The following is a 17,648-nucleotide window of genomic DNA, read 5'->3' as shown; positions in this document are numbered from 1 at the left end:
CCTCAGAAGGACGTCGTGCGTCCAGGGCCTCTTAAGTAGAACATGCCGTGATGGATTCCATTCCATCGCGTTACGTATCGTTGCCCTCCTGCGGCACTCCCGCGGCCAGCTCGGCGAACACGTCGGCAGCACGTTCCCTGGTGGAGAGCCCCGCCGCCTGGCCCGCCCACAGTGAGACGAGGTCGGCGTCTCCGCGCGCGGTCGCCGCCGCGCGGAACACCCCCGTCGCCCAGTTCTGCGCCGGGAACGGGGCGATGATCCCGGCGGTCTCGAGCGCCCGCATGGCGCGGTTCGGGATGCCGCGGGCCAGCCGCCCGCTCATGGCGCGGGTGAGCACGGTGTCGGTCTCGCCGGCCGCCGCGATCGCGGCGCGGTGCCCGGCCGTTGCCGCCGATTCCGTCGTGCGCAGGAACGCCGTGCCGACCTGCACGCCGGAGGCGCCGAGCGCGAACGCGGCGGCGACGCCGCGCCGATCGGCGATGCCGCCGGCGGCGATCACGGGCACGTCGACGGCATCCACGACCTGCGGCACCAGAGCGAGGTTTCCGACGAGCGAGTCCTCGGCCCTGCGCAGGAACGACACGCGATGGCCCCCCGCCTCGAAGCCCGTCGCCACGACGGCATCCACCCCTCCCTCGGCGAGCGCGCGCGCCTCAGCGACGCTGGTCGCCGTGCCGACGATGCGGATGCCACGACCCCGCGCCCGCTCGACCACCTCGGCACTCGGCACACCGAACACCACGCTGAGCACGGCGGGCGCCGCATCGAGGACCGCCTCGAGCTGTGCCTCCACGTCGGGAAGGAAGAGTTCCGGCGACGCCGGCGCCTCGACGCCCGCCGCGGCGTAGAGCGGCGCCATCGCGGCGAGCGACGGGCCGAGGTCGACGTCGGCGGGGACGACTTCGTCGCCGACGGGCAGCCACAGGTTCACGGCGAAGGGGCGGGCGGTGGCAGCGCGCAGAGCCGCGACCGTGTCGTGGATGCGCTCGGGCGTGTACCCGTAGAGCCCGTACGAACCGAGACCGCCGAACTCGCTCACCGCCGCCGTGAGCTCGATCGAGGAGAGTCCCCCGAACGGCCCCAGCACGATGGGCCGGTCGATGCCGAGCAGCTGCACGAGTGCGTTCTTCACGGGTCCGACGCTACTCGCGTGCAACGACGACGGGGCCCCACCCGAAGGTGAGGCCCCGTGCGTTCCTGATCCGCGGATCAGAGGGAGTTGACGTCCAGCGGGATGCCGGGGCCGAACGTGGTCGACACGGCGCCCTTCTGGATGTAACGGCCCTTCGAGCTGGAGGGCTTGAGGCGGATGATCTCCTCGAGCGCTGCGGCGAGGTTCTCGTCGAGCTGCTCAGCGGAGAACGACGCCTTGCCGACGACGAAGTGCACGTTGGCGTGCTTGTCGACGCGGAACTCGATCTTGCCGCCCTTGATCTCCTCCACGGCCTTGGCCGTGTTGGGGGTCACGGTGCCGGTCTTGGGGTTGGGCATGAGGCCACGAGGACCCAGCACCTTACCCAGACGACCGACCTGACCCATGAGCTCGGGCGTCGAGACGGCCGCGTCGAACGCGGTCCAGCCTGCGGCGACCTTCTCGATGAGCTCGGCGCCGCCGACCTCATCCGCACCCGCGGCGATCGCGGCCTCGGCGGCCGGACCCGTCGCGAACACGATGACGCGGGCGGTCTTGCCGGTGCCGTGCGGGAGGATGACGGTGCCGCGCACCATCTGGTCCGCCTTGCGCGGGTCGACGGCGAGCTTCAGCGCGACCTCGACGGTCGAGTCGAACTTGGCCGAGCCGGTCTGCTTCGCGAGCGCGACGGCTTCGGTCGGCGTGTAGAACTTGTCCGCCTCGATCTTGGCGGCAGCGGCCTGGAAGGCCTTGGACTTGGTACCCATGTTTCCTATCCCCCTCAGTCCTCGACCGTGATGCCCATGGAACGGGCGGTGCCGGCGATGATCTTCGAGGCGGCCTCGATGTCGTTCGCGTTCAGGTCGGGCTGCTTCGTCTCTGCGATCTGACGCACCTGCTCCTTGGTGAGCTTGCCCACCTTGGTCGTGTGCGGAGTCGACGAGCCCTTCTGCAGACCGGCGGCCTTCTTGATGAGCTCAGCGGCCGGCGGGGTCTTCAGAACGAACGTGAAGCTGCGGTCCTCGTAGACGGTGATCTCGACGGGGATGACGTTGCCGCGCTGCGACTCGGTCGCGGCGTTGTACGCCTTGCAGAACTCCATGATGTTGACGCCATGCTGACCGAGCGCGGGCCCGATCGGCGGCGCCGGGTTGGCTGCACCGGCGTTGATCTGAAGCTTGATCAGGCCGGTCACCTTCTTCTTCGGTGCCATTGTGTTCCTTCGTTTCGAGCGCCCTCGCGGGCGCGCTTCCACGAGCCAGGCGGACCCTGGATGTGGTGGGGTTTCGTCACGCCATGGGCGCAACCGCTCTAGTCTACCTGATCCGCCCTGCGGCTCAGCCCGCGCGGCGCCCCGGCTGCAGCTCGCGCTGCCGCTCCCGGCATCCGCTATCGCATTCGTCGTGCGCGCGAGCAGGAAACGACCGCGCGAAGCGGATGAGAGATGCCGGATGCCGCGGCCACGAAGCCTTCGCGGGAAACGACGAAGCGCCCCATCCGAGGACGGGGCGCTTCGTACGAAATCGGTCTCTTACAGCTTGGTGACCTGGTCGAAGCTGAGCTCGACGGGGGTCTCGCGCTCGAACAGCGAGACGAGGACCGTGAGCTTGCCGCTCTCGGGCTTGATCTCGCTGATCGTGCCGGGAAGGCCCGCGAAAGAGCCCTCCTTGATCGTGATCGTCTCGCCGACCTCGAAGTCGACCTCGGCGGGGATGACGCGCGATGCGGCGGTGGCGCCCTTCTTGGCGGCACCGGCCTTCGCGGGCGCGGTCTCCTTGATCTCGACGAGGCTCTTCAGCATGTTGAAGGCCTCTTCGAAGCGCAGCGGCGTCGGGTTGTGCGCGTTGCCCACGAACCCGGTCACACCGGGCGTGTGGCGCACGACCGACCAGGTGTCTTCGGTGAGCTCCATGCGCACGAGCACGTAGCCGGGGATCCGGACGCGCGTGACCATCTTGCGCTGACCGTTCTTGATCTCGACGACGTCCTCCATCGGGACCTCGATCTGGAAGATGTCGTCCTCGACCTCGAGCGTCGACTTGCGCTGCTCGATGTTGGCCTTCACCTTGCGCTCGAACCCGGCGTAGGAGTGGATGACGTACCACTTGCCCGGGAGCGAGCGAAGCTCGGTGCGGAACGACTCGTAGGGGTCTTCGTCGGACTCTTCGTCTGACTCTTCGTCGGACGCGTCCTCATCGGACTCGACCTCGTCGACGACGGATGCTGCGGCGTCGACCTCGGCCACGAACTCCTCGTCGAGCACGGGAGCGTCCTCGTCGCCGTTCACGTCGGGACCGTCGTAGGGGGCGACCTCTTCGGCGGCCTCGGCCTCGAGCTCGGCCACCTCTTCGGCGATGGAGTCGTTGATGACCTCGGCGGCGGCCTCGGTCTCTGCCGCCTCGTCGAGGTTGAGAGCGTCGTTCACGATGGCGTCGGCCTCCGGGTCGTCGATGTCGATGTCGTCCAGGTCGGCGTCATCCTCGTCCGCGTCGTCCACGATGTGGATCGCCGCGTGCTCGGCCGCCGTGTTCGCGCGGTCCTCCTCGGCGAGGATGTTGCCCTCCTGGGCCTCGTCATCCTCGGAGGACTGCTCCGCCGCCGTCGCCCAGTCGGCGTCGTCGATGAATCTTTCAGACACTGAATTCTCTTCCGTTCTGTTCGCAGCGGGATCCGATCCCGCTCGCGCGCCCCGTGAAGTCGGGGCCGTTCAGGCGGCTCAGGAGGCCGGCACTCCGAAGACGTACGCCGTGATCCACACGAAGAGCACGTCGAGGCCGTAGACGATCGCCATCATGATCACGACGAAGCCGAGCACGACCGCGGTGTACTTCAGCAGCTCCTGGCGCGTCGGAGTGACGACCTTGCGGAGCTCGGCGAAGACCTGACGAATGAACATGGCGATCCGCGAGAAGACGTTCGGCTTCTTCTCGCGAGGTACGCCGCCCGCGGGGACGACCTCGCCCGTCGGCTCGTCCTGAACCATCGATGCCACCTGATTACCTTCCGTGCGCCGGCATTCGCCTTCGCACTGTGTTGTCAACCGCCGGACGCGTGGTGCCGACGTTTGCGCTGACGCGCAGGGCGGACAGGAATCGAACCTGCAACCTGCGGTTTTGGAGACCGCTGCTCTGCCAATTGAGCTACCGCCCTAGAGGCCCGGAGGCCCCGGAAGCCCGCGTTCTTCCCCCGACGCCTGAACGAGAGGAGCCTGCCCTGATGACGGGCACGGCGAAAGAATGCAGACTTCAACTGCACGCTCCAGTGTACGGCATGCCCCGAGGCCCCGCGAATCCGGCGCAGGGCTAACATGCCGCCATGACACTGTCTCAGGCGCTCCTCGATCAGCTCTGGGATTTCGGCGACCCCGAGGCATCCGAAGCGCGTCTGCGCGCCGCCGTGGAGGCGGAGGCGGATGCCGCGACCCGCGCCGAACTCGAGACCCAGGTCGCGCGGGCGCTCGGCCTCCAGGAGCGGTTCGTCGAGGCCGACGACGTGCTCAGCACGATCCCGGTGACCTCGACCGCCGTGGCCGTGCGCGTCGCCCTGGAGCGCGGGCGCCTGCGCAACTCCGCCGGCGACGCCGCGGCCGCGCTCCCGCTGTTCGAGCGCGCCGCCGAGGACGCGGCATCCGCCCAGCTCACGTTCCTGTGGGTGGACGCGCTCCACATGCTCGCGATCGCCGACCCCGACCACGCGCCGGAATGGACCGACCGGGCGCTCGAAGTGCTCGACCCCACCACCGATGCCCGCACGCTGCGCTGGCTGGTGTCGCTGCACAACAACGCCGGGTGGGCGCACCTCGACGCCGGCCGCCCGCACGAGGCGCTCACGGAGTTCGAGAAGGCTCAGGATGCCGCCGCCCGCTGGGGCACGCCGCAGCAGGTCGAGTGGGCCGCCGAGGCGGTCGCCGAGGCCCGCGCCGCCCTGTAGACGCACGAGTCGCCAGGACACGCCGTCGCGGTGCGGCGCGGCGCGGCGTGTCTTGGCGACTCGATGGTTCGGTCAGGCGCCGACGCGGATGAGCTTCTTGTTGACGAACTCGTCAGCGGCGAGAAGTCCCATCTCACGCGAGGTGCCGGAGCGCTTGACGCCGCCGAAGGGCAGGCCGGGCTCATCGGCGAGGACGAGGTTGACGTAGACCATGCCGGCGTCGATCTTGTCGGCGATGCGAGCTGCCTGCTCCTCGTCGGTGGTGAACACGTACGAGCCCAGACCGAAGCTGGTGTCGTTGGCGATCTTCACCGCCTCGTCCTCGTTCGCCACCTTGTAGACGACGCCGACGGGGCCGAAGAACTCCTCGCTGTACGCGTCCATGTCGCTGGTGACCCCGGTGAGCACGGTGCCCGGGTAGAAGGCGCCGTCGCGCGTGCCGCCGGTCGCCAGCGTCGCACCCTGCGCGACCGCCTTGTCGACCTGCTCGGCGAGGCGCTCCGCGGCGACGAGCGACGACAGCGGGCCGAGGACGGTGTCCTCGGCGAACGGGTCGCCCACCTTGGCGCCGCTCATCTTCTCGGTGAACTTCGCGAGGAACTCGTCGTACAGGCCATCGATCACGATGAAGCGCTTCGCGGCGTTGCACGACTGGCCGGTGTTGTCGAGGCGCGCGTCGACCGCCGCCTGTACGGCGCCGTCGAGGTCGTCGGTCGACAGCAGGATGAACGGGTCGGAACCGCCGAGCTCGAGCGCCACCTTCTTGAGGTTGCGACCCGCGACCTCGGCGACAGCGGCCCCCGCGCGCTCCGACCCGGTGACCGAGACGCCCTGCACGCGCCGGTCGGCGATGATCCACGCCGCCTGCTCGTTCGACGCGTACACGTTGGTGTAGATCCCGTCGCCGAGCCCGGCATCCGCGTAGATCTTCTCGATCGCCGCAGCGGACTCGGGGCACTGGCCGGCGTGCTTGAGGATGATCGTGTTGCCGATGACGATGTTCGGCGCCGCGAAGCGGGCCACCTGGTAGTACGGGAAGTTCCACGGCATGATGCCGAGGAGCGGGCCGAGCGCGGTGCGGCGGATCACCGCGGTGCCCTCGCCGTCGATGTCGATCGGCTGGTCGCCCGTGATCTTATCGGCGTGGTCGGCGTAGTACTCGGTGATGTCGGCGGCGAAGTCGACCTCGCCGAGGGCGGCCTCGAGCGGCTTGCCCATCTCGCGCACGATGATGGCGGCCAGCTCGTCGCGACGCTCGCGGTGCAGGTCCGCAGCCTTGCGGATCCGCGCCGCGCGCTCGGACACGGGCACGTTGCGCCACGTGCGGTAAGCGGCATCCGCTCCGGCGACGACCGTCTCGAGGGCGTCGTCCGTGATCGTCGGGTAGGTGGCCAGGGTCTCGCCCGTGGCGGGGTTGACGACGGCGTACTCACTCATGGGTGTTCTCTCCGATCGGGTGGTTGGGTCACAGTCTGCCGCTCAGCGGCGGTTACGTCGAAGGCTTGCGGGCGCATCCATACCGAGTGTCTCGCCGCGGAAGAACGCCGGACGCTTGATCGCCTGCCAGATCATGACCACGATGCCGAGGCCGATGATGAGGATGCCGAGGATGAACACGATGCCGACGCCGCCGATGTTCGACCCGCTGCCGTAGGCCGGGTCCATCGAATCGATGAGTGTCGTGAAGAACAGCACCGCGAGGATCACGCCGCCCACGAGCGGGAAGAGGAACGTGAAGAACACGTTGCGCACGGAGTCGAACCACTGCTTGCGGAAGTACCACACGCACGCGAACGCCGTGATCCCGTAGTAGAAGCAGATCATCATGCCGAGCGTCAGGATCGTGTCCCACAGCGTGTCCTCGCTCACGATGCGCATGACGACGTAGAACGCGGATGCCACGACGGCCGAGACGATCGTCGCGTAGCCCGGCGTGAAGAAGCGCGGGCTGACCTTCGCGAACTTCTCCGGGAGAGCGCCGTAGTGTCCCATCGACAGGAGCGTGCGGGCCGGGCCGACGAACGTCGACTGCAGCGACGACGCCGACGACGTCAGAACGGCGAGTGAGACGAGGAACGCGAGCGGCCCCAGAATCGGCCCCGAGAGGAAGAAGAACGCGTTGCTCTGGATGTCCTCATTGCCCAGACCCAGCTCCCCCGTCCCGATCCCGGCGAACATGATCATCGCGACGGCGAGGAGAAGGTAGAGCGAGACGATCGTGATGACCGTGAGCGTCGCGGCGCGCCCAGGGGTGCGCTCGGGGTCCTTCGTCTCCTCGTTCATCGTGAGCGTGACGTCCCAGCCCCAGAAGATGAAGATCGAGAGCGACAGCCCTGCGGCGACCGCGCCGAAGGATGAGACCGCGAACGGGTTGAACCAGCTCCAGTCGAACGGCGTGAAGTCGAACGCGTTTCCGTTGACCGCCTGGACGATCGCCGAGATCGCGAAGAACAGGAGGACGGCGACCTGGAACGTGACGAGCACGTACTGCAGCTTCTGAGTCGTCTGCATGTCGCGGTACGACACGTAGGTGGCCCCCAGCATGAACAGCAGGCACACGGCGATGTTGATCCAGGTCTCCAACGCAAGGTCGGCGATGGCGTCGTTGCCCGTGATCTGCGCGATCAGCAGGAACAGGAAGTCGACGGCGACTCCCGCAAGGTTGGAGAGCACCAGGATCGTCGCGACGATGAGCCCCCAGCCTGCCATCCAGCCGACCCACGGGCCGAAGGCTCGCGCCGCCCACGTGAACGATGTGCCCGCGTCGGGCATCGAGCGATTGAGCTCGCGATAGCCGAACGCGACGAGCAGCATCGGGATGAAGCCGATGAGGATGATGGCGGGAATCTGCGCCCCCACCACCGAGGCGGTCGGACCGATCGCTGCCGTGAAGGTGTACGCCGGGGCGATACACGAGATGCCGATGACGACGGCGCCGATGAGGCCGATGGTGCCGGCGCTCAGACCCTTCTTGGACAGCGCGCCCGTCAGCGGCTCGCCGGTGATCGATTCTGTGCCGCGGTGTTCGCTCACGAGCTCGCTCCCTTCTTCTTGCGCGTGCGTGGCACGACGATCATCGGGACGGGAAGCTCGTGCAGCATCTTCGCCGCCGTCGATCCCAGGAACAGGCGCCGGGGCCGCGCGAGGCGGCTCGATCCGACGACGGCGATCTCGCCCGGCTCCCAGCTCAGGTGCGACACCGCCTCTTCGATGCTGTCGCCGAGTCCGACGACCGCTTCGGCCTCGACGCCCTTGGGCAGGGCCTTGCGGGCGTGCACGAAGACCTCGTCCGCATGCATCGCCGCGGACTCGTTGGCGCTGATGCCCGCGGGAAGGTCGACCGCGACGAGAGACACCAGGCGAAGCTCCGCGCCGGTCGCGGCGGCGAGGGCGAGGCTCTCCTCGAGGAGCACGTCGGCGCCGGGACGCAGGCCGATCGCCACGGTCACCCGCGAGATTCCGCTCGCCGGATCGATCCGACGTGTGCCTTCGGGCGCGAGGACGACCGGGACATCGGCCGAGTGGAGGAGCTCGCCGGCGACCGTGCCGAGCCGGTGTCGTCCGCGCATCCCGCCGTTGGCCGCGCCGACCACGATGTGCGAGGCGCCCAGGTCGTGCGCGGAATCGATCAGGCCCGACGCGAACGACTCACCGAAGCGGACGTGCGTCCGGACGCGCACGGTGTCCGGCACCGTCGCCGCGGCGTCGCCCAGCCAGCTCTCGGCCTGCGCACGGATGTGCCGGTCGTAGCCCGCGTCGGGCGGGGTGACGACGCTGCGCTCCTCGCCCGGAAGGACGACGACGAGGTGGAGAGAGGAATCGGATGCCAGGGCCAGCCGTGCCCCGAGGGCCAGGGCGTCGGCTCCGGCATCCGTCGCGGTGTACCCGACGACGATGCGGGCGCTCACGCGCGTGCCCCGCCCACGATGTTGGACGCGACGAGCCGCCCCATGCGGATGGCGCCGTCGACGTGCTGGTATCCGGCGCCCGCCATGTCGCTGCACGCGAAGTGGATGGGTCCGACCGGCGTGCGCAGGTCCGCACCGTAGCGGGTGAGACCGCCGAGGTCGAAGCTCGCCGCGTAGGCGCCGCGCGTCCACTCCTCGGCGCCCCAGTCGCTCTCGAAGTACACGAGCGGCTCGAGCGCCTCGGGACCGTAGTAGTGCGACAGCGACTCGAGGATGCGCGCCTTGCGATCCTCGGCAGAGGCGCGGAAGAGGTCGTCGGCGTTGCGGTCGGACACGAAGCCGACGAGGGTTCCGCGCTCGTCGCCGTGGTTGGTGTTGTCGTAGGCCTCGTGCGAAAGCTCGTACGGGCTGAACGCCGTGCCCGACAGACCCTTGTCGCGCCAGAACGGGCGGTCGTACACGGCATGCACCTTGATGACGAAGCCCATCGAGATGTGCTGGTGCATCTGCTGCTTGAGCCGGGGCAGGGCGGGCTGGAACTCGATCCACGGGTAGAGGATCGGGGCGTGCGCCAGGATGACGAACCGCGCGCGCACCTCGAGGCCCGCGTCGGTCACGACGCGCACGCCGTCCGCCTGCCAGTGCACCTCGTTCACGGGCTGACCGAGCATCACGTCGTCGCCGAGGCGCTCCGCGAGGAGCAGCGGCACCTGCTGGAGACCGCCGACGACGCGCTCGTCGAGGATGTAGTCGGCATCGACCAGGTGCGTGAAGCTGCCCGCGCTCGCCGCCATGAGCAGCGCCTGCAGTGCCGAGAACGCGTAGGCGGGCTTGGTGAGCATCGCGCCCGCGATGAAGAGGGCGATGTTGTCGCGCGCCTCCTGGTCGGGCGTCTGCTCCTCGAGCCACGCCTCGAACGAGATGCGGTCCAGCGCATCGGCGTCGGGGTGCTCCCACGGCTTGTCGGGGTCGATCTGCGCGACCATGTCGTCGAGCTTCTCGATCAGCCGGACGATCTCCTTCTCGGTCTCGGGCGCGACGGGGAAGATCTCCCCCGTGAACCGGCGCACGGCGCCGTCGCGGCCGATGTAGACCGAGTCCCCCTCGCGGTAGCGGCTGTAGGTCTCCAGGCCGAGCTCCGCGATGGTCTCCTTGAGCGCCTCCTGGTCGGGCGAGACCCACTGCCCGCCGATCTCCAGCATCGCGCCGTCGATCACGTCGGTCCACAGTCGCCCGCCCACCCGGTCGCGCGCCTCGAGCACCACGACGGAGAGTCCGGCCTTCCTCAGTTCGTTCGCCGCGGTGAGGCCGGCGGCACCAGCCCCGACGATCACGACGTCACGCGTCAGCTGTTGCATGAGACTCCTCTGTCCGGTGCGCGATGGTCTCGCGCGCTGTGCGACCCGGCGTCCCGCCGTGTCCCACTTCTCGTCGCCCGCGTTCGCAACGGGCGACGTCTTTCGGGACATGCCCCGGCTGCTGCCGGGACATGCCGGTGATTCAGGATGCCGCGAGCGCGGCGGCGACGACGTCGATGCCCTCGTGGAGCAGGTCGTCGCCGATGGAGAGCGGCGGAAGGAAACGGATCACGTTCCCGTAGGTGCCGCAGGTGAGCACGATCACGCCTTCGGCGATGCACGCCTTAGCGACCGCAGCGGTGAGCGCAGCATCCGGCTCGCCGGTCGCCGGGTCGACGAACTCGGCGGCGATCATCGCACCGTGGCCGCGCACGTCACCGACCCGGGGGTCGGATGCCCGAAGCGCGCCGAGGCGCTCGGTGAGGATCGCGCCGATCTCGCGGGCGCGCTCGATCATCCCGTCGTTCTCGAACACGTCGATCGCGGCGAGCGCAGCGGCGCACGCGACGGGGTTGCCGCCGTACGTGCCGCCGAGTCCGCCCGCGTGGGACGCGTCCATGATCTCGGCCCGTCCGGTCACGGCCGCCAAGGGCAGGCCCCCCGCGATGCCCTTGGCGGTCGTGATCAGGTCCGGCACGATGCCGAACACATCACTCGCGAACATCTCCCCAGTGCGAGCGAAGCCGGTCTGGATCTCATCGGCGATGAACACCACGCCGTTGGCGCGGCACCACTCGACGAGAGCGGGGAGGAAGCCGTCGGCGGGGACGATGAAGCCGCCCTCGCCCTGGATCGGCTCGATGATGACAGCGGCGAGGTTGTCGGCGCCGACCTGCTTCTCGATGACCGAGATGGCCCGCTTCGCGGCATCCGCTCCGCTCAGTCCGTCGCGGAACGGGTACGAGAGCGGTGCGCGGTAGACCTCGGAGGCGAAGGGGCCGAAGCCGCTCTTGTAGGGCATCGACTTGGCCGTGAGTGCCATCGTGAGGTTGGTGCGGCCGTGGTATCCGTGGTCGAAGGCGACGACGGCGGGCCGGCCGGTGTGCTTGCGGGCGATCTTCACGGCGTTCTCGACGGCTTCGGCGCCGGAGTTGAACAGGGCGCTCTTCTTCTCGTGATCGCCGGGAGTGATGCGGTTGAGGGCCTCGGCGACGGACACGTACGAGTCGTACGGAGCGATCATGAAGCACGTGTGGGTGAACTGCGCGACCTGGTCCTGAACGGCCTTGACGACCTTGGGATGCGCGTTGCCGATCGTGGTCACGGCGATGCCGGATCCGAGGTCGATGAGCGAGTTGCCATCGGCGTCGACGATCACGCCACCGCCGGCTGCGACCGCGTGAACGGGTGCCGTGTGGCCCACGCCGGCGGCGACCGCGACGGACTTGCGGTCGATGAGCTCCTGCGAACGCGGACCCGGGATGCTGGTCACGAGGCGACGCTCCTGCGGGAGGCTCGGTCCGCCGATGGGCGTTTCAGTGAGGGTGTCGACAGCGCTCATGGGGGCGAGCGTATGACCGAGCCCGAGGCACCCGCACCTTCCTCGCTGTACATTCTCCTTAGCCCGCTGTACAGGCCGTATATTTCGGAGGATCATGCCCGCCGTCGCCGACATTCCCACGCTGCGCGCACTGCTCACGCGCGCCGACCTGCGGCTGGTCCTCTCCGGCGAGGATCACCTCGAACCCGGCACGCTCGACCGCGCCGTGCGCTGGGTGCACAGCACCGACCTCGTCGACCCCACGCCGTTCCTCTCGGAGGGGCTCGTGCTGCTCACGACGGGCACGCAGTTCCCGGACTCGCCCGACGAGACCGGCGCCGTCCGGGCGTACGTGCACCGGCTCGCCGCGCGCGGCGTCGTGGGCCTGGGCTTCGGCACCGAGGTCGTGCGCGACGGCATCCCGCCCGCGCTCGTCGATGCCTGCCGCGAAGAGCGGATGCCGCTGTTCGAGGTGCCCTACCGGACGCCGTTCATCGCCGTCGCCCGCGCGAACGCCGAGGCGATCGCCGCGCAGGCGTACGCGCGCCGCAGCTGGGCGCTCGCGGCGCAGCGCGCCATCGCCCTCGCCGCACTGCGCCCGGACGGGCTCGGGGCCACGGTCGCAGAACTCGCGCGGCAGCTCGACACCTGGGTCGGCATGTTCGACGCCGCGGGCGAGCTTGCACGAGAGCATCCGGTGGGGGGACTCGATCCGGCGACCGCCGACGAGCTTCGGCTCGAGGTCACCGGCGTGCTCAACCGGGGCGCGCGAGCCGGGTCGTCGCTGCGCATCGGCGCTACGCCGTTCCGTCTCCAGACGCTCGGACGCGGCGGACACCTCCGCGGCGTCATCGCCATCGCCGCGGGCGACCTCGACCAGGAGGGCCGCGGAGTCGTGACGGCGGTGATCGCCATGGCGGGGCTCGCTCTCGAGCAGCAGCAGGGCCTCAGCCGCGCACGCGGCGCCCTGCGCGCCGGTCTCGTGCAGACGCTCCTCGCCGACGACCCGGCCCTCGCGCGGCGCATCACGCGCGAGCTGTGGGGACCGCTGCCGGCGGCGCCCGTCGAGGTGGCGGTGACGGATGCCGCGGCATCCCGCATCGACGCGATCGCCGAGCTGCTCGAGCTCCGCGTCGACGAGAAGCGCGGGTCGCTGTTCTTCGGACGCGGCGATGACGGGCTCGTGATCGTCGTGCCCGCGGGAGAGCGCGGCCCGGTGGAGGAGGTCGCCGAGCGGTTCGGCGTGCGGATCGGCCTTTCGGATCCGGCCGGGTACGACGCGTTCGCCGCCGCGATCGCGCAGGCGAGGGTCGCACGCGACCGCGGCGGCGACGGCGTCTCGCCCTTCGCCGAGGTGGCGCGGTCCGGCGTGCTGTCGGCGCTGTCGGACGAGGCGCGCGCGCTCGCGCGTGCGGAGCTCGCCCCGCTGCGGGAGCACGACGCCGCAGAAGGCACGCACCTCGTCCAGACCCTGCGGGCCTGGCTCGACAACGACTGCTCGCACGAGGCATCCGCGCGCGCACTCGGGGTGCACCGGCACACCGTGCGCACCCGCCTCGCCCTCATCGAACGCGTGCTGGGCGCCGACCTGACCTCGTTCGCCGCCCGCGCCGAGCTCTGGGCCGCGCTCCGCGCCCTCGAGGCTTGACCCCCGTCCCGACCCCCGACCTCGTGACATCGAGTCGCCAGAACACGCCGCGTCGCGGGACACGGAACCGGCGTGTCTTGGCGAGTCGGCGGCGCGGTCGCGCGGCAGCGCGGCAGCGCGGCAGCGCCGCAGTGCGAACGCGCGGGCGCGCGAACACGCGAACGCATCCGCTCGCGGGGGCCTCACCTCCGGACGGATCGCCCGACCGCCCGCCGGGCAGCACCCGACAGGATGGAGCCATGACCGAGCCCCGCGTGCCCAATGGAGACGTCTCGTGGTGGTGGCGGCAGCTCGGCGGGACGCCGACTCCGCGTGCGCCGCTGCCCGGTCCGATCGACGTCGATGTCGCCATCGTCGGCGGCGGCTACACCGGACTGTGGGCCGCGTACTACCTCAAGACGCTGCAACCCGATCTGCGCGTGGTCGTCCTCGAGCAGCGGTTCGCCGGGTTCGGGGCATCCGGTCGCAACGGCGGCTGGCTCACCAACACCGTCACGGGCGGGCGCGAGCGGTATGCGGAGTCCCACGGGCGCGACGCGGCGGTCGCACAGCAGCGCGCGCTCAACGAGACGGTCGACGAGGTCATCGCCGTCGCCGCGCGCGAAGGAATCGACGCCGACATCGTCAAGGGCGGTGAGTTCGGCGTGGCACGCACTCCGTCTCAGCTCGCCAGACTCCGCGCCGCCGTGCGAGCCGAGCAGCAGTGGGCGCACACCGATGTGGAGGAGCTGGATGCCGCGTCCGCCGCCTCCCGCATCGCGGTGGACGGGGTGCTCGGCGGGGTGTGGCATCCGCACTGCGCACGGCTGCACCCGGCGAAGCTGGCCTCCGGGCTCGCCTCCGCCGTCGAGCGCCTGGGCGTGCCGATCTACGAGCAGACCCGGGTCACCGAGATCGCGCAGGGCAGCGCGGTCACCGACCGCGGGGTCGTGACCGCGTCGCACGTGCTGCGCGCGACCGAGGGCTTCACAGCGGATCTGCGCGGCGAGCACCGCACCTGGCTGCCGATGAACTCGTCCATGATCGTCACCGAACCGCTCCCGGCGGCCATGTGGGACACGATCGGATGGGCGGGCCGCGAGACCCTCGGCGATTTCGCGCACGTGTACATGTACGCCCAGCGCACGGCCGACGACCGCATCGCGTTCGGCGGACGCGGAGTGCCCTACCGCTACGGCTCGCACGTCGACGAGGACGGCACCACGCAGGAACGCACGATCGCATCGCTCACGCGCCTGCTGCGGGACTTCTTCCCGGATGCCGCCTCCGTGCCGATCGCGCACGGATGGGCGGGCGTGCTCGGCGTGCCGCGCGACTGGGCGGCCTCGGTCGGACACGACCGCGCGTCCGGTCTCGGCTGGGCCGGCGGCTACGTCGGGACCGGCGTCACCGCGACGAACCTCGCCGGCCGCACACTCGCGGATCTGGTGCTGGAGCGCGACACCGACCTGGTGCGCCTGCCGTGGGTCGGGCACCGCGCGAAGAAGTGGGAGCCCGAGCCGCTGCGCTGGCTCGCCGTGAACGCGATCTACGCCGCGTATCGCACGGCGGACCGGTTCGAGGCATCCGGATCCGGCTCCGGCACCGCGTGGCCCGCCCACGTCGCCGACTTCGTCGCCGGTCGCCACTGACCCGCGTCCTCCCCTCTCCCCATCGGGGTCCGTTTGTGCGGGCGAATGCACGTATCCCCGGGGCGTGTTGCGTGCATTTGCCCGCACAAACGGACCGGTGGGGGCGGGGGATAGCACGTCGGCGGATGCTGCGCCAGGCCGTCGCTGCGAGGCGCGGGACGCGGCATCCTGCCGTGCATGAGGCGATTCTCATCGCTAATACCTTTCATGTGTAAGGTTTTTGGCGTACAGTCGGCGAACGGCGCGACGTGCGCCGATCACACAGCCGAGGCAGGGCCGCCGAGGGCGGCGACGACCGATGGAGGCGTCAGACCGATGACCAGAACAATCACACGCAGAACCTCTCGCCTGGCGGCCGCAGGCGCCGTGACGCTCGTGGGAGCACTTCTCCTCGCCGGCTGCGGGCGCACCGACTCGCCGACCGGCGGCGGCGAAGGAGGGGGCGACGCGATCGACGACTCCCCCGCGACCGGAACCGTCGAGGTGTGGGCGATGGGCAACGAGGGCGAAGTCCTCGACGAGCTCGCCGCACAGTTCGAGGAGGAGAACCCCGACGTCACGATCGAGGTCACCGCCGTTCCGTGGGAGAGCGCCCACGACCGCATCGCGACCGCCATCGCCGGTGGCGAGACCCCCGACATCTCCATGCTCGGCACGACGTGGGTCGGCGAGTTCGCCGCGACCGGTGCCTTCGAGCCGACCCCCGACGGATTGGTCGACGAGTCGTCGTTCTTCGAGGGCTCGTGGGACACCGCTGTCGTCGACGAGGTGGCCTACGGCGTGCCCTGGTACGTCGACACGCGCGTGCTGTACTACCGCACCGACCTCGCCGAGAAGGCCGGCCTCGAGCCGCCGACGACGTGGGAGGAGTACACGGCCTTCACGAAGGGCCTGCAGGAAGCCGGTGCCGAGTGGGGTGTCTCGCTGCCCCCGGGCGGCTTCGACTCCTGGCAGTACGTGACGCCGCTCGCCTGGCAGCAGGGTGGCGACATCCTCAACGAGGACGGCACCGAATTCACCTTCGACACCCCGGAGTGGGAGGAGGCGTTCGCCTTCTACACGAGCTTCTTCGAGGACGGCATCTCCGAGCCGCGTCGCCTGGAGGGCGGCGAGATCGAGTCCGCCTTCATCAACGGCGAGGTGGGCGCGTTCTACAGCGGCCCGTTCCACGTCGGACTCCTGCTCGAGCAGGGCGGCGAGGACTTCGCCGACAAGTTCGGCGTGGCGATGGTGCCCGGCGCCGACAGCCGCACGAGCTTCACCGGCGGTGGCAACCTGGCCGTGTTCGAGGACACCGAGAACCGCGACGCGTCGTGGAAGTTCGTGCGCTGGCTGAGCGAGCCCGAGACCCAGCTCGCGTGGTACGACATCTCGACCGACCTGCCCAGCGTCCAGGCGGCGTGGGACGACCCGACGTTCGCCGAGGACCCCTACCTCAGCGTGTTCGGCGAGCAGCTTCAGGACTCGAAGGCCCCGCCGGCGATCGCCACGTGGGCCCAGGTGTCGGCCGTGATCGACCAGGAGCTCGAGAAGGCCACGCGCGGCGACACGACGCCCGCGGACGCGATCGCAGCCATCCAGCAGCAGGCGACGTCCATCGGGACCGGCAAGTAGGCACCCGATGACCGCCCTTGCCTCACCTGCGGCACCGCCGCGGCGACCCGCACCCCGTGTGCGGTCGTCGCGGCGGGAACGCCGCATGACCCGCACCGCGTGGCTGTTCGCCGCGCCGTTCGTGATCCTGTTCCTGGTGTTCATGGCCGGACCGATCGTCGGATCGTTCCTCATGAGCTTCACCGACATGACCACGCGCGACCTGCAGACGCCGTTCCAGGTGAACATCGTCGGCTTCGACAACTACGTCCGCCTGTTCCAGGACCCGAGGTTCCTGCGATCGCTGCTCAACACCTTCACGTTCGTCGTCGTGGCGGTGCCGCTCACGATCGGACTCGCCCTCGCCGTGGCGCTCGCCCTCGACAAGGGCATCCGCCGCTTCCGCACCGTGTACCGCGTCGGCTACTACGCGCCGGTGGTCACGAGCATCGTCGCCATCGCCATCGTGTGGCGGTTCATCCTGCAGCCGGACGGCCTGCTCAACGGCTTCCTGGCCGTCTTCGGCATCCAGGGTCCCGACTGGCTTCAGTCGCCGAGCTGGGCGCTGCCCTCCCTGATCATGATGGCCGTCTGGCGCAACATCGGGACGATCATGGTGATCTTCCTCGCAGCCCTCCAAGGGGTTCCGCGAGAGCACCACGAGGCCGCGATGGTCGACGGCGCCAACGCGTGGCAGCGGTTCTGGAACATCACGATCCCGGCGATGCGGCCGGCGATCCTCTTCTCGACGGTCATCACGGGAATCGGATTCCTGCAGTTCTTCGAGGAGCCGTACGTGATGACGCAAGGCGGGCCGCTCGATGCGACCCTCTCCACCGCCATGTACACGTACGACCAGTTCGGGTTCGGCAACTACGCCTACGCGTCGGCAGCCAGCTACGTGCTGTTCCTCGCGATCGTGGTGCTCTCGCTGATCCAGTTCCGCCTCATTTCAAGGAAGGACTGAC

15 protein-coding genes and 1 tRNA gene are annotated in these 17,648 nt (G+C 69.7%); 5 read left to right on the top strand and 11 right to left on the bottom strand.

All coding sequences use genetic code 11. The annotated features are described in order from the left end of the window. Positions 1-70: 70 nt before the first annotated feature. The 6 genes from OL358_RS09835 to OL358_RS09810 all read right to left on the bottom strand — a co-directional run bounded on the left by OL358_RS09835 (position 71) and on the right by OL358_RS09810 (position 4,282). Positions 71-1,132, bottom strand: coding sequence for an NAD(P)H-dependent flavin oxidoreductase (locus tag OL358_RS09835; protein WP_264709791.1), 1,062 nt, complete (start codon positions 1,130-1,132; stop codon positions 71-73). 77 nt (positions 1,133-1,209) lie between these two features. Continuing rightward, positions 1,210-1,899, bottom strand: a complete 690-nt coding sequence (rplA, locus tag OL358_RS09830; RefSeq protein ID WP_264709790.1) for a 50S ribosomal protein L1 — start codon at positions 1,897-1,899, stop codon at positions 1,210-1,212. 14 nt (positions 1,900-1,913) lie between these two features. Continuing rightward, complete coding sequence (rplK, locus tag OL358_RS09825) at positions 1,914-2,345, bottom strand: 50S ribosomal protein L11 (RefSeq protein WP_169581768.1); 432 nt, start codon at positions 2,343-2,345, stop codon at positions 1,914-1,916. Between the two features lie 318 nt (positions 2,346-2,663). Further along, positions 2,664-3,770: a transcription termination/antitermination protein NusG gene (gene nusG / locus OL358_RS09820; RefSeq protein ID WP_264709789.1), complete on the bottom strand. Its 1,107-nt coding sequence runs from the start codon at positions 3,768-3,770 to the stop codon at positions 2,664-2,666. A gap of 78 nt (positions 3,771-3,848) precedes the next feature. Beyond that, positions 3,849-4,115, bottom strand: a complete 267-nt coding sequence (gene secE / locus OL358_RS09815) for a preprotein translocase subunit SecE (protein WP_264710273.1) — start codon at positions 4,113-4,115, stop codon at positions 3,849-3,851. A gap of 94 nt (positions 4,116-4,209) precedes the next feature. After that, a tRNA-Trp gene (locus OL358_RS09810) sits at positions 4,210-4,282 on the bottom strand. A gap of 165 nt (positions 4,283-4,447) precedes the next feature. Between OL358_RS09810 and OL358_RS09805 the strand changes: the two genes are divergently transcribed. Continuing rightward, on the top strand, positions 4,448-5,062 hold the full coding sequence (locus OL358_RS09805) for a hypothetical protein (protein ID WP_264709788.1): 615 nt from the start codon (positions 4,448-4,450) through the stop codon (positions 5,060-5,062). A 72-nt stretch (positions 5,063-5,134) separates the two neighbouring features. On the opposite strand, the gene OL358_RS09800 is transcribed toward OL358_RS09805, so the two are convergent. The 5 genes from OL358_RS09800 to gabT all read right to left on the bottom strand — a co-directional run bounded on the left by OL358_RS09800 (position 5,135) and on the right by gabT (position 11,829). Then, a complete protein-coding gene (locus tag OL358_RS09800; RefSeq protein ID WP_264709787.1) occupies positions 5,135-6,499 on the bottom strand; it encodes an NAD-dependent succinate-semialdehyde dehydrogenase in 1,365 nt (454 codons plus the stop codon). Between the two features lie 42 nt (positions 6,500-6,541). After that, complete coding sequence (locus OL358_RS09795; protein ID WP_264709786.1) at positions 6,542-8,095, bottom strand: APC family permease; 1,554 nt, start codon at positions 8,093-8,095, stop codon at positions 6,542-6,544. Beyond that, positions 8,092-8,970: a universal stress protein gene (locus OL358_RS09790; RefSeq protein ID WP_264709785.1), complete on the bottom strand. Its 879-nt coding sequence runs from the start codon at positions 8,968-8,970 to the stop codon at positions 8,092-8,094. The genes OL358_RS09795 and OL358_RS09790 overlap by 4 nt, the downstream gene beginning before the upstream one ends. Beyond that, the gene (locus tag OL358_RS09785) at positions 8,967-10,328 is read right to left on the bottom strand and encodes a flavin monoamine oxidase family protein (RefSeq protein ID WP_264709784.1); all 1,362 of its coding nucleotides are present in this window, start codon (positions 10,326-10,328) and stop codon (positions 8,967-8,969) included. Before OL358_RS09785 ends, OL358_RS09790 begins: the two co-directional genes overlap by 4 nt. A gap of 142 nt (positions 10,329-10,470) precedes the next feature. Then, positions 10,471-11,829 carry a 4-aminobutyrate--2-oxoglutarate transaminase gene (gene gabT / locus OL358_RS09780; RefSeq protein WP_264709783.1) on the bottom strand — a complete coding sequence of 453 codons (1,359 nt, stop codon included), beginning with the start codon at positions 11,827-11,829 and terminating at the stop codon, positions 10,471-10,473. 94 nt (positions 11,830-11,923) lie between these two features. Between gabT and OL358_RS09775 the strand changes: the two genes are divergently transcribed. From OL358_RS09775 to OL358_RS09760, 4 genes are all read left to right on the top strand, one after another. Next, positions 11,924-13,456, top strand: coding sequence for a PucR family transcriptional regulator (locus tag OL358_RS09775; RefSeq protein ID WP_264709782.1), 1,533 nt, complete (start codon positions 11,924-11,926; stop codon positions 13,454-13,456). 239 nt (positions 13,457-13,695) lie between these two features. Continuing rightward, complete coding sequence (locus tag OL358_RS09770) at positions 13,696-15,087, top strand: NAD(P)/FAD-dependent oxidoreductase (protein ID WP_264709781.1); 1,392 nt, start codon at positions 13,696-13,698, stop codon at positions 15,085-15,087. Positions 15,088-15,402: 315 nt separating this feature from the next. Further along, the gene (locus OL358_RS09765) at positions 15,403-16,701 is read left to right on the top strand and encodes a sugar ABC transporter substrate-binding protein (protein WP_264709780.1); all 1,299 of its coding nucleotides are present in this window, start codon (positions 15,403-15,405) and stop codon (positions 16,699-16,701) included. Positions 16,702-16,708: 7 nt separating this feature from the next. Further along, on the top strand, positions 16,709-17,647 hold the full coding sequence (locus OL358_RS09760) for a carbohydrate ABC transporter permease (RefSeq protein WP_413631373.1): 939 nt from the start codon (positions 16,709-16,711) through the stop codon (positions 17,645-17,647). Position 17,648 lies beyond the last annotated feature (1 nt).

Source organism: Microbacterium sp. SSM24 (genome assembly GCF_025989145.1).
GTDB lineage: Bacteria > Actinomycetota > Actinomycetes > Actinomycetales > Microbacteriaceae > Microbacterium.
This window is presented reverse-complemented; position numbering and strand designations above follow the sequence as displayed.

Excerpts from the sequence above, each read along its gene's own strand:
- secE (WP_264710273.1), bottom strand. The coding sequence starts at position 4,115 with ATGGTTCAGGACGAGCCGACGGGCGAGGTCGTCCCCGCGGGCGGCGTA.
- rplK (WP_169581768.1), bottom strand. The coding sequence starts at position 2,345 with ATGGCACCGAAGAAGAAGGTGACCGGCCTGATCAAGCTTCAGATCAAC.
- gabT (WP_264709783.1), bottom strand. The coding sequence starts at position 11,829 with ATGAGCGCTGTCGACACCCTCACTGAAACGCCCATCGGCGGACCGAGC.
- rplA (WP_264709790.1), bottom strand. The coding sequence starts at position 1,899 with ATGGGTACCAAGTCCAAGGCCTTCCAGGCCGCTGCCGCCAAGATCGAG.
- OL358_RS09760 (WP_413631373.1), top strand. The coding sequence starts at position 16,709 with ATGACCGCCCTTGCCTCACCTGCGGCACCGCCGCGGCGACCCGCACCC.
- OL358_RS09770 (WP_264709781.1), top strand. The coding sequence starts at position 13,696 with ATGACCGAGCCCCGCGTGCCCAATGGAGACGTCTCGTGGTGGTGGCGG.
- OL358_RS09775 (WP_264709782.1), top strand. The coding sequence starts at position 11,924 with ATGCCCGCCGTCGCCGACATTCCCACGCTGCGCGCACTGCTCACGCGC.
- OL358_RS09785 (WP_264709784.1), bottom strand. The coding sequence starts at position 10,328 with ATGCAACAGCTGACGCGTGACGTCGTGATCGTCGGGGCTGGTGCCGCC.
- OL358_RS09805 (WP_264709788.1), top strand. The coding sequence starts at position 4,448 with ATGACACTGTCTCAGGCGCTCCTCGATCAGCTCTGGGATTTCGGCGAC.
- OL358_RS09765 (WP_264709780.1), top strand. The coding sequence starts at position 15,403 with ATGACCAGAACAATCACACGCAGAACCTCTCGCCTGGCGGCCGCAGGC.
- OL358_RS09800 (WP_264709787.1), bottom strand. The coding sequence starts at position 6,499 with ATGAGTGAGTACGCCGTCGTCAACCCCGCCACGGGCGAGACCCTGGCC.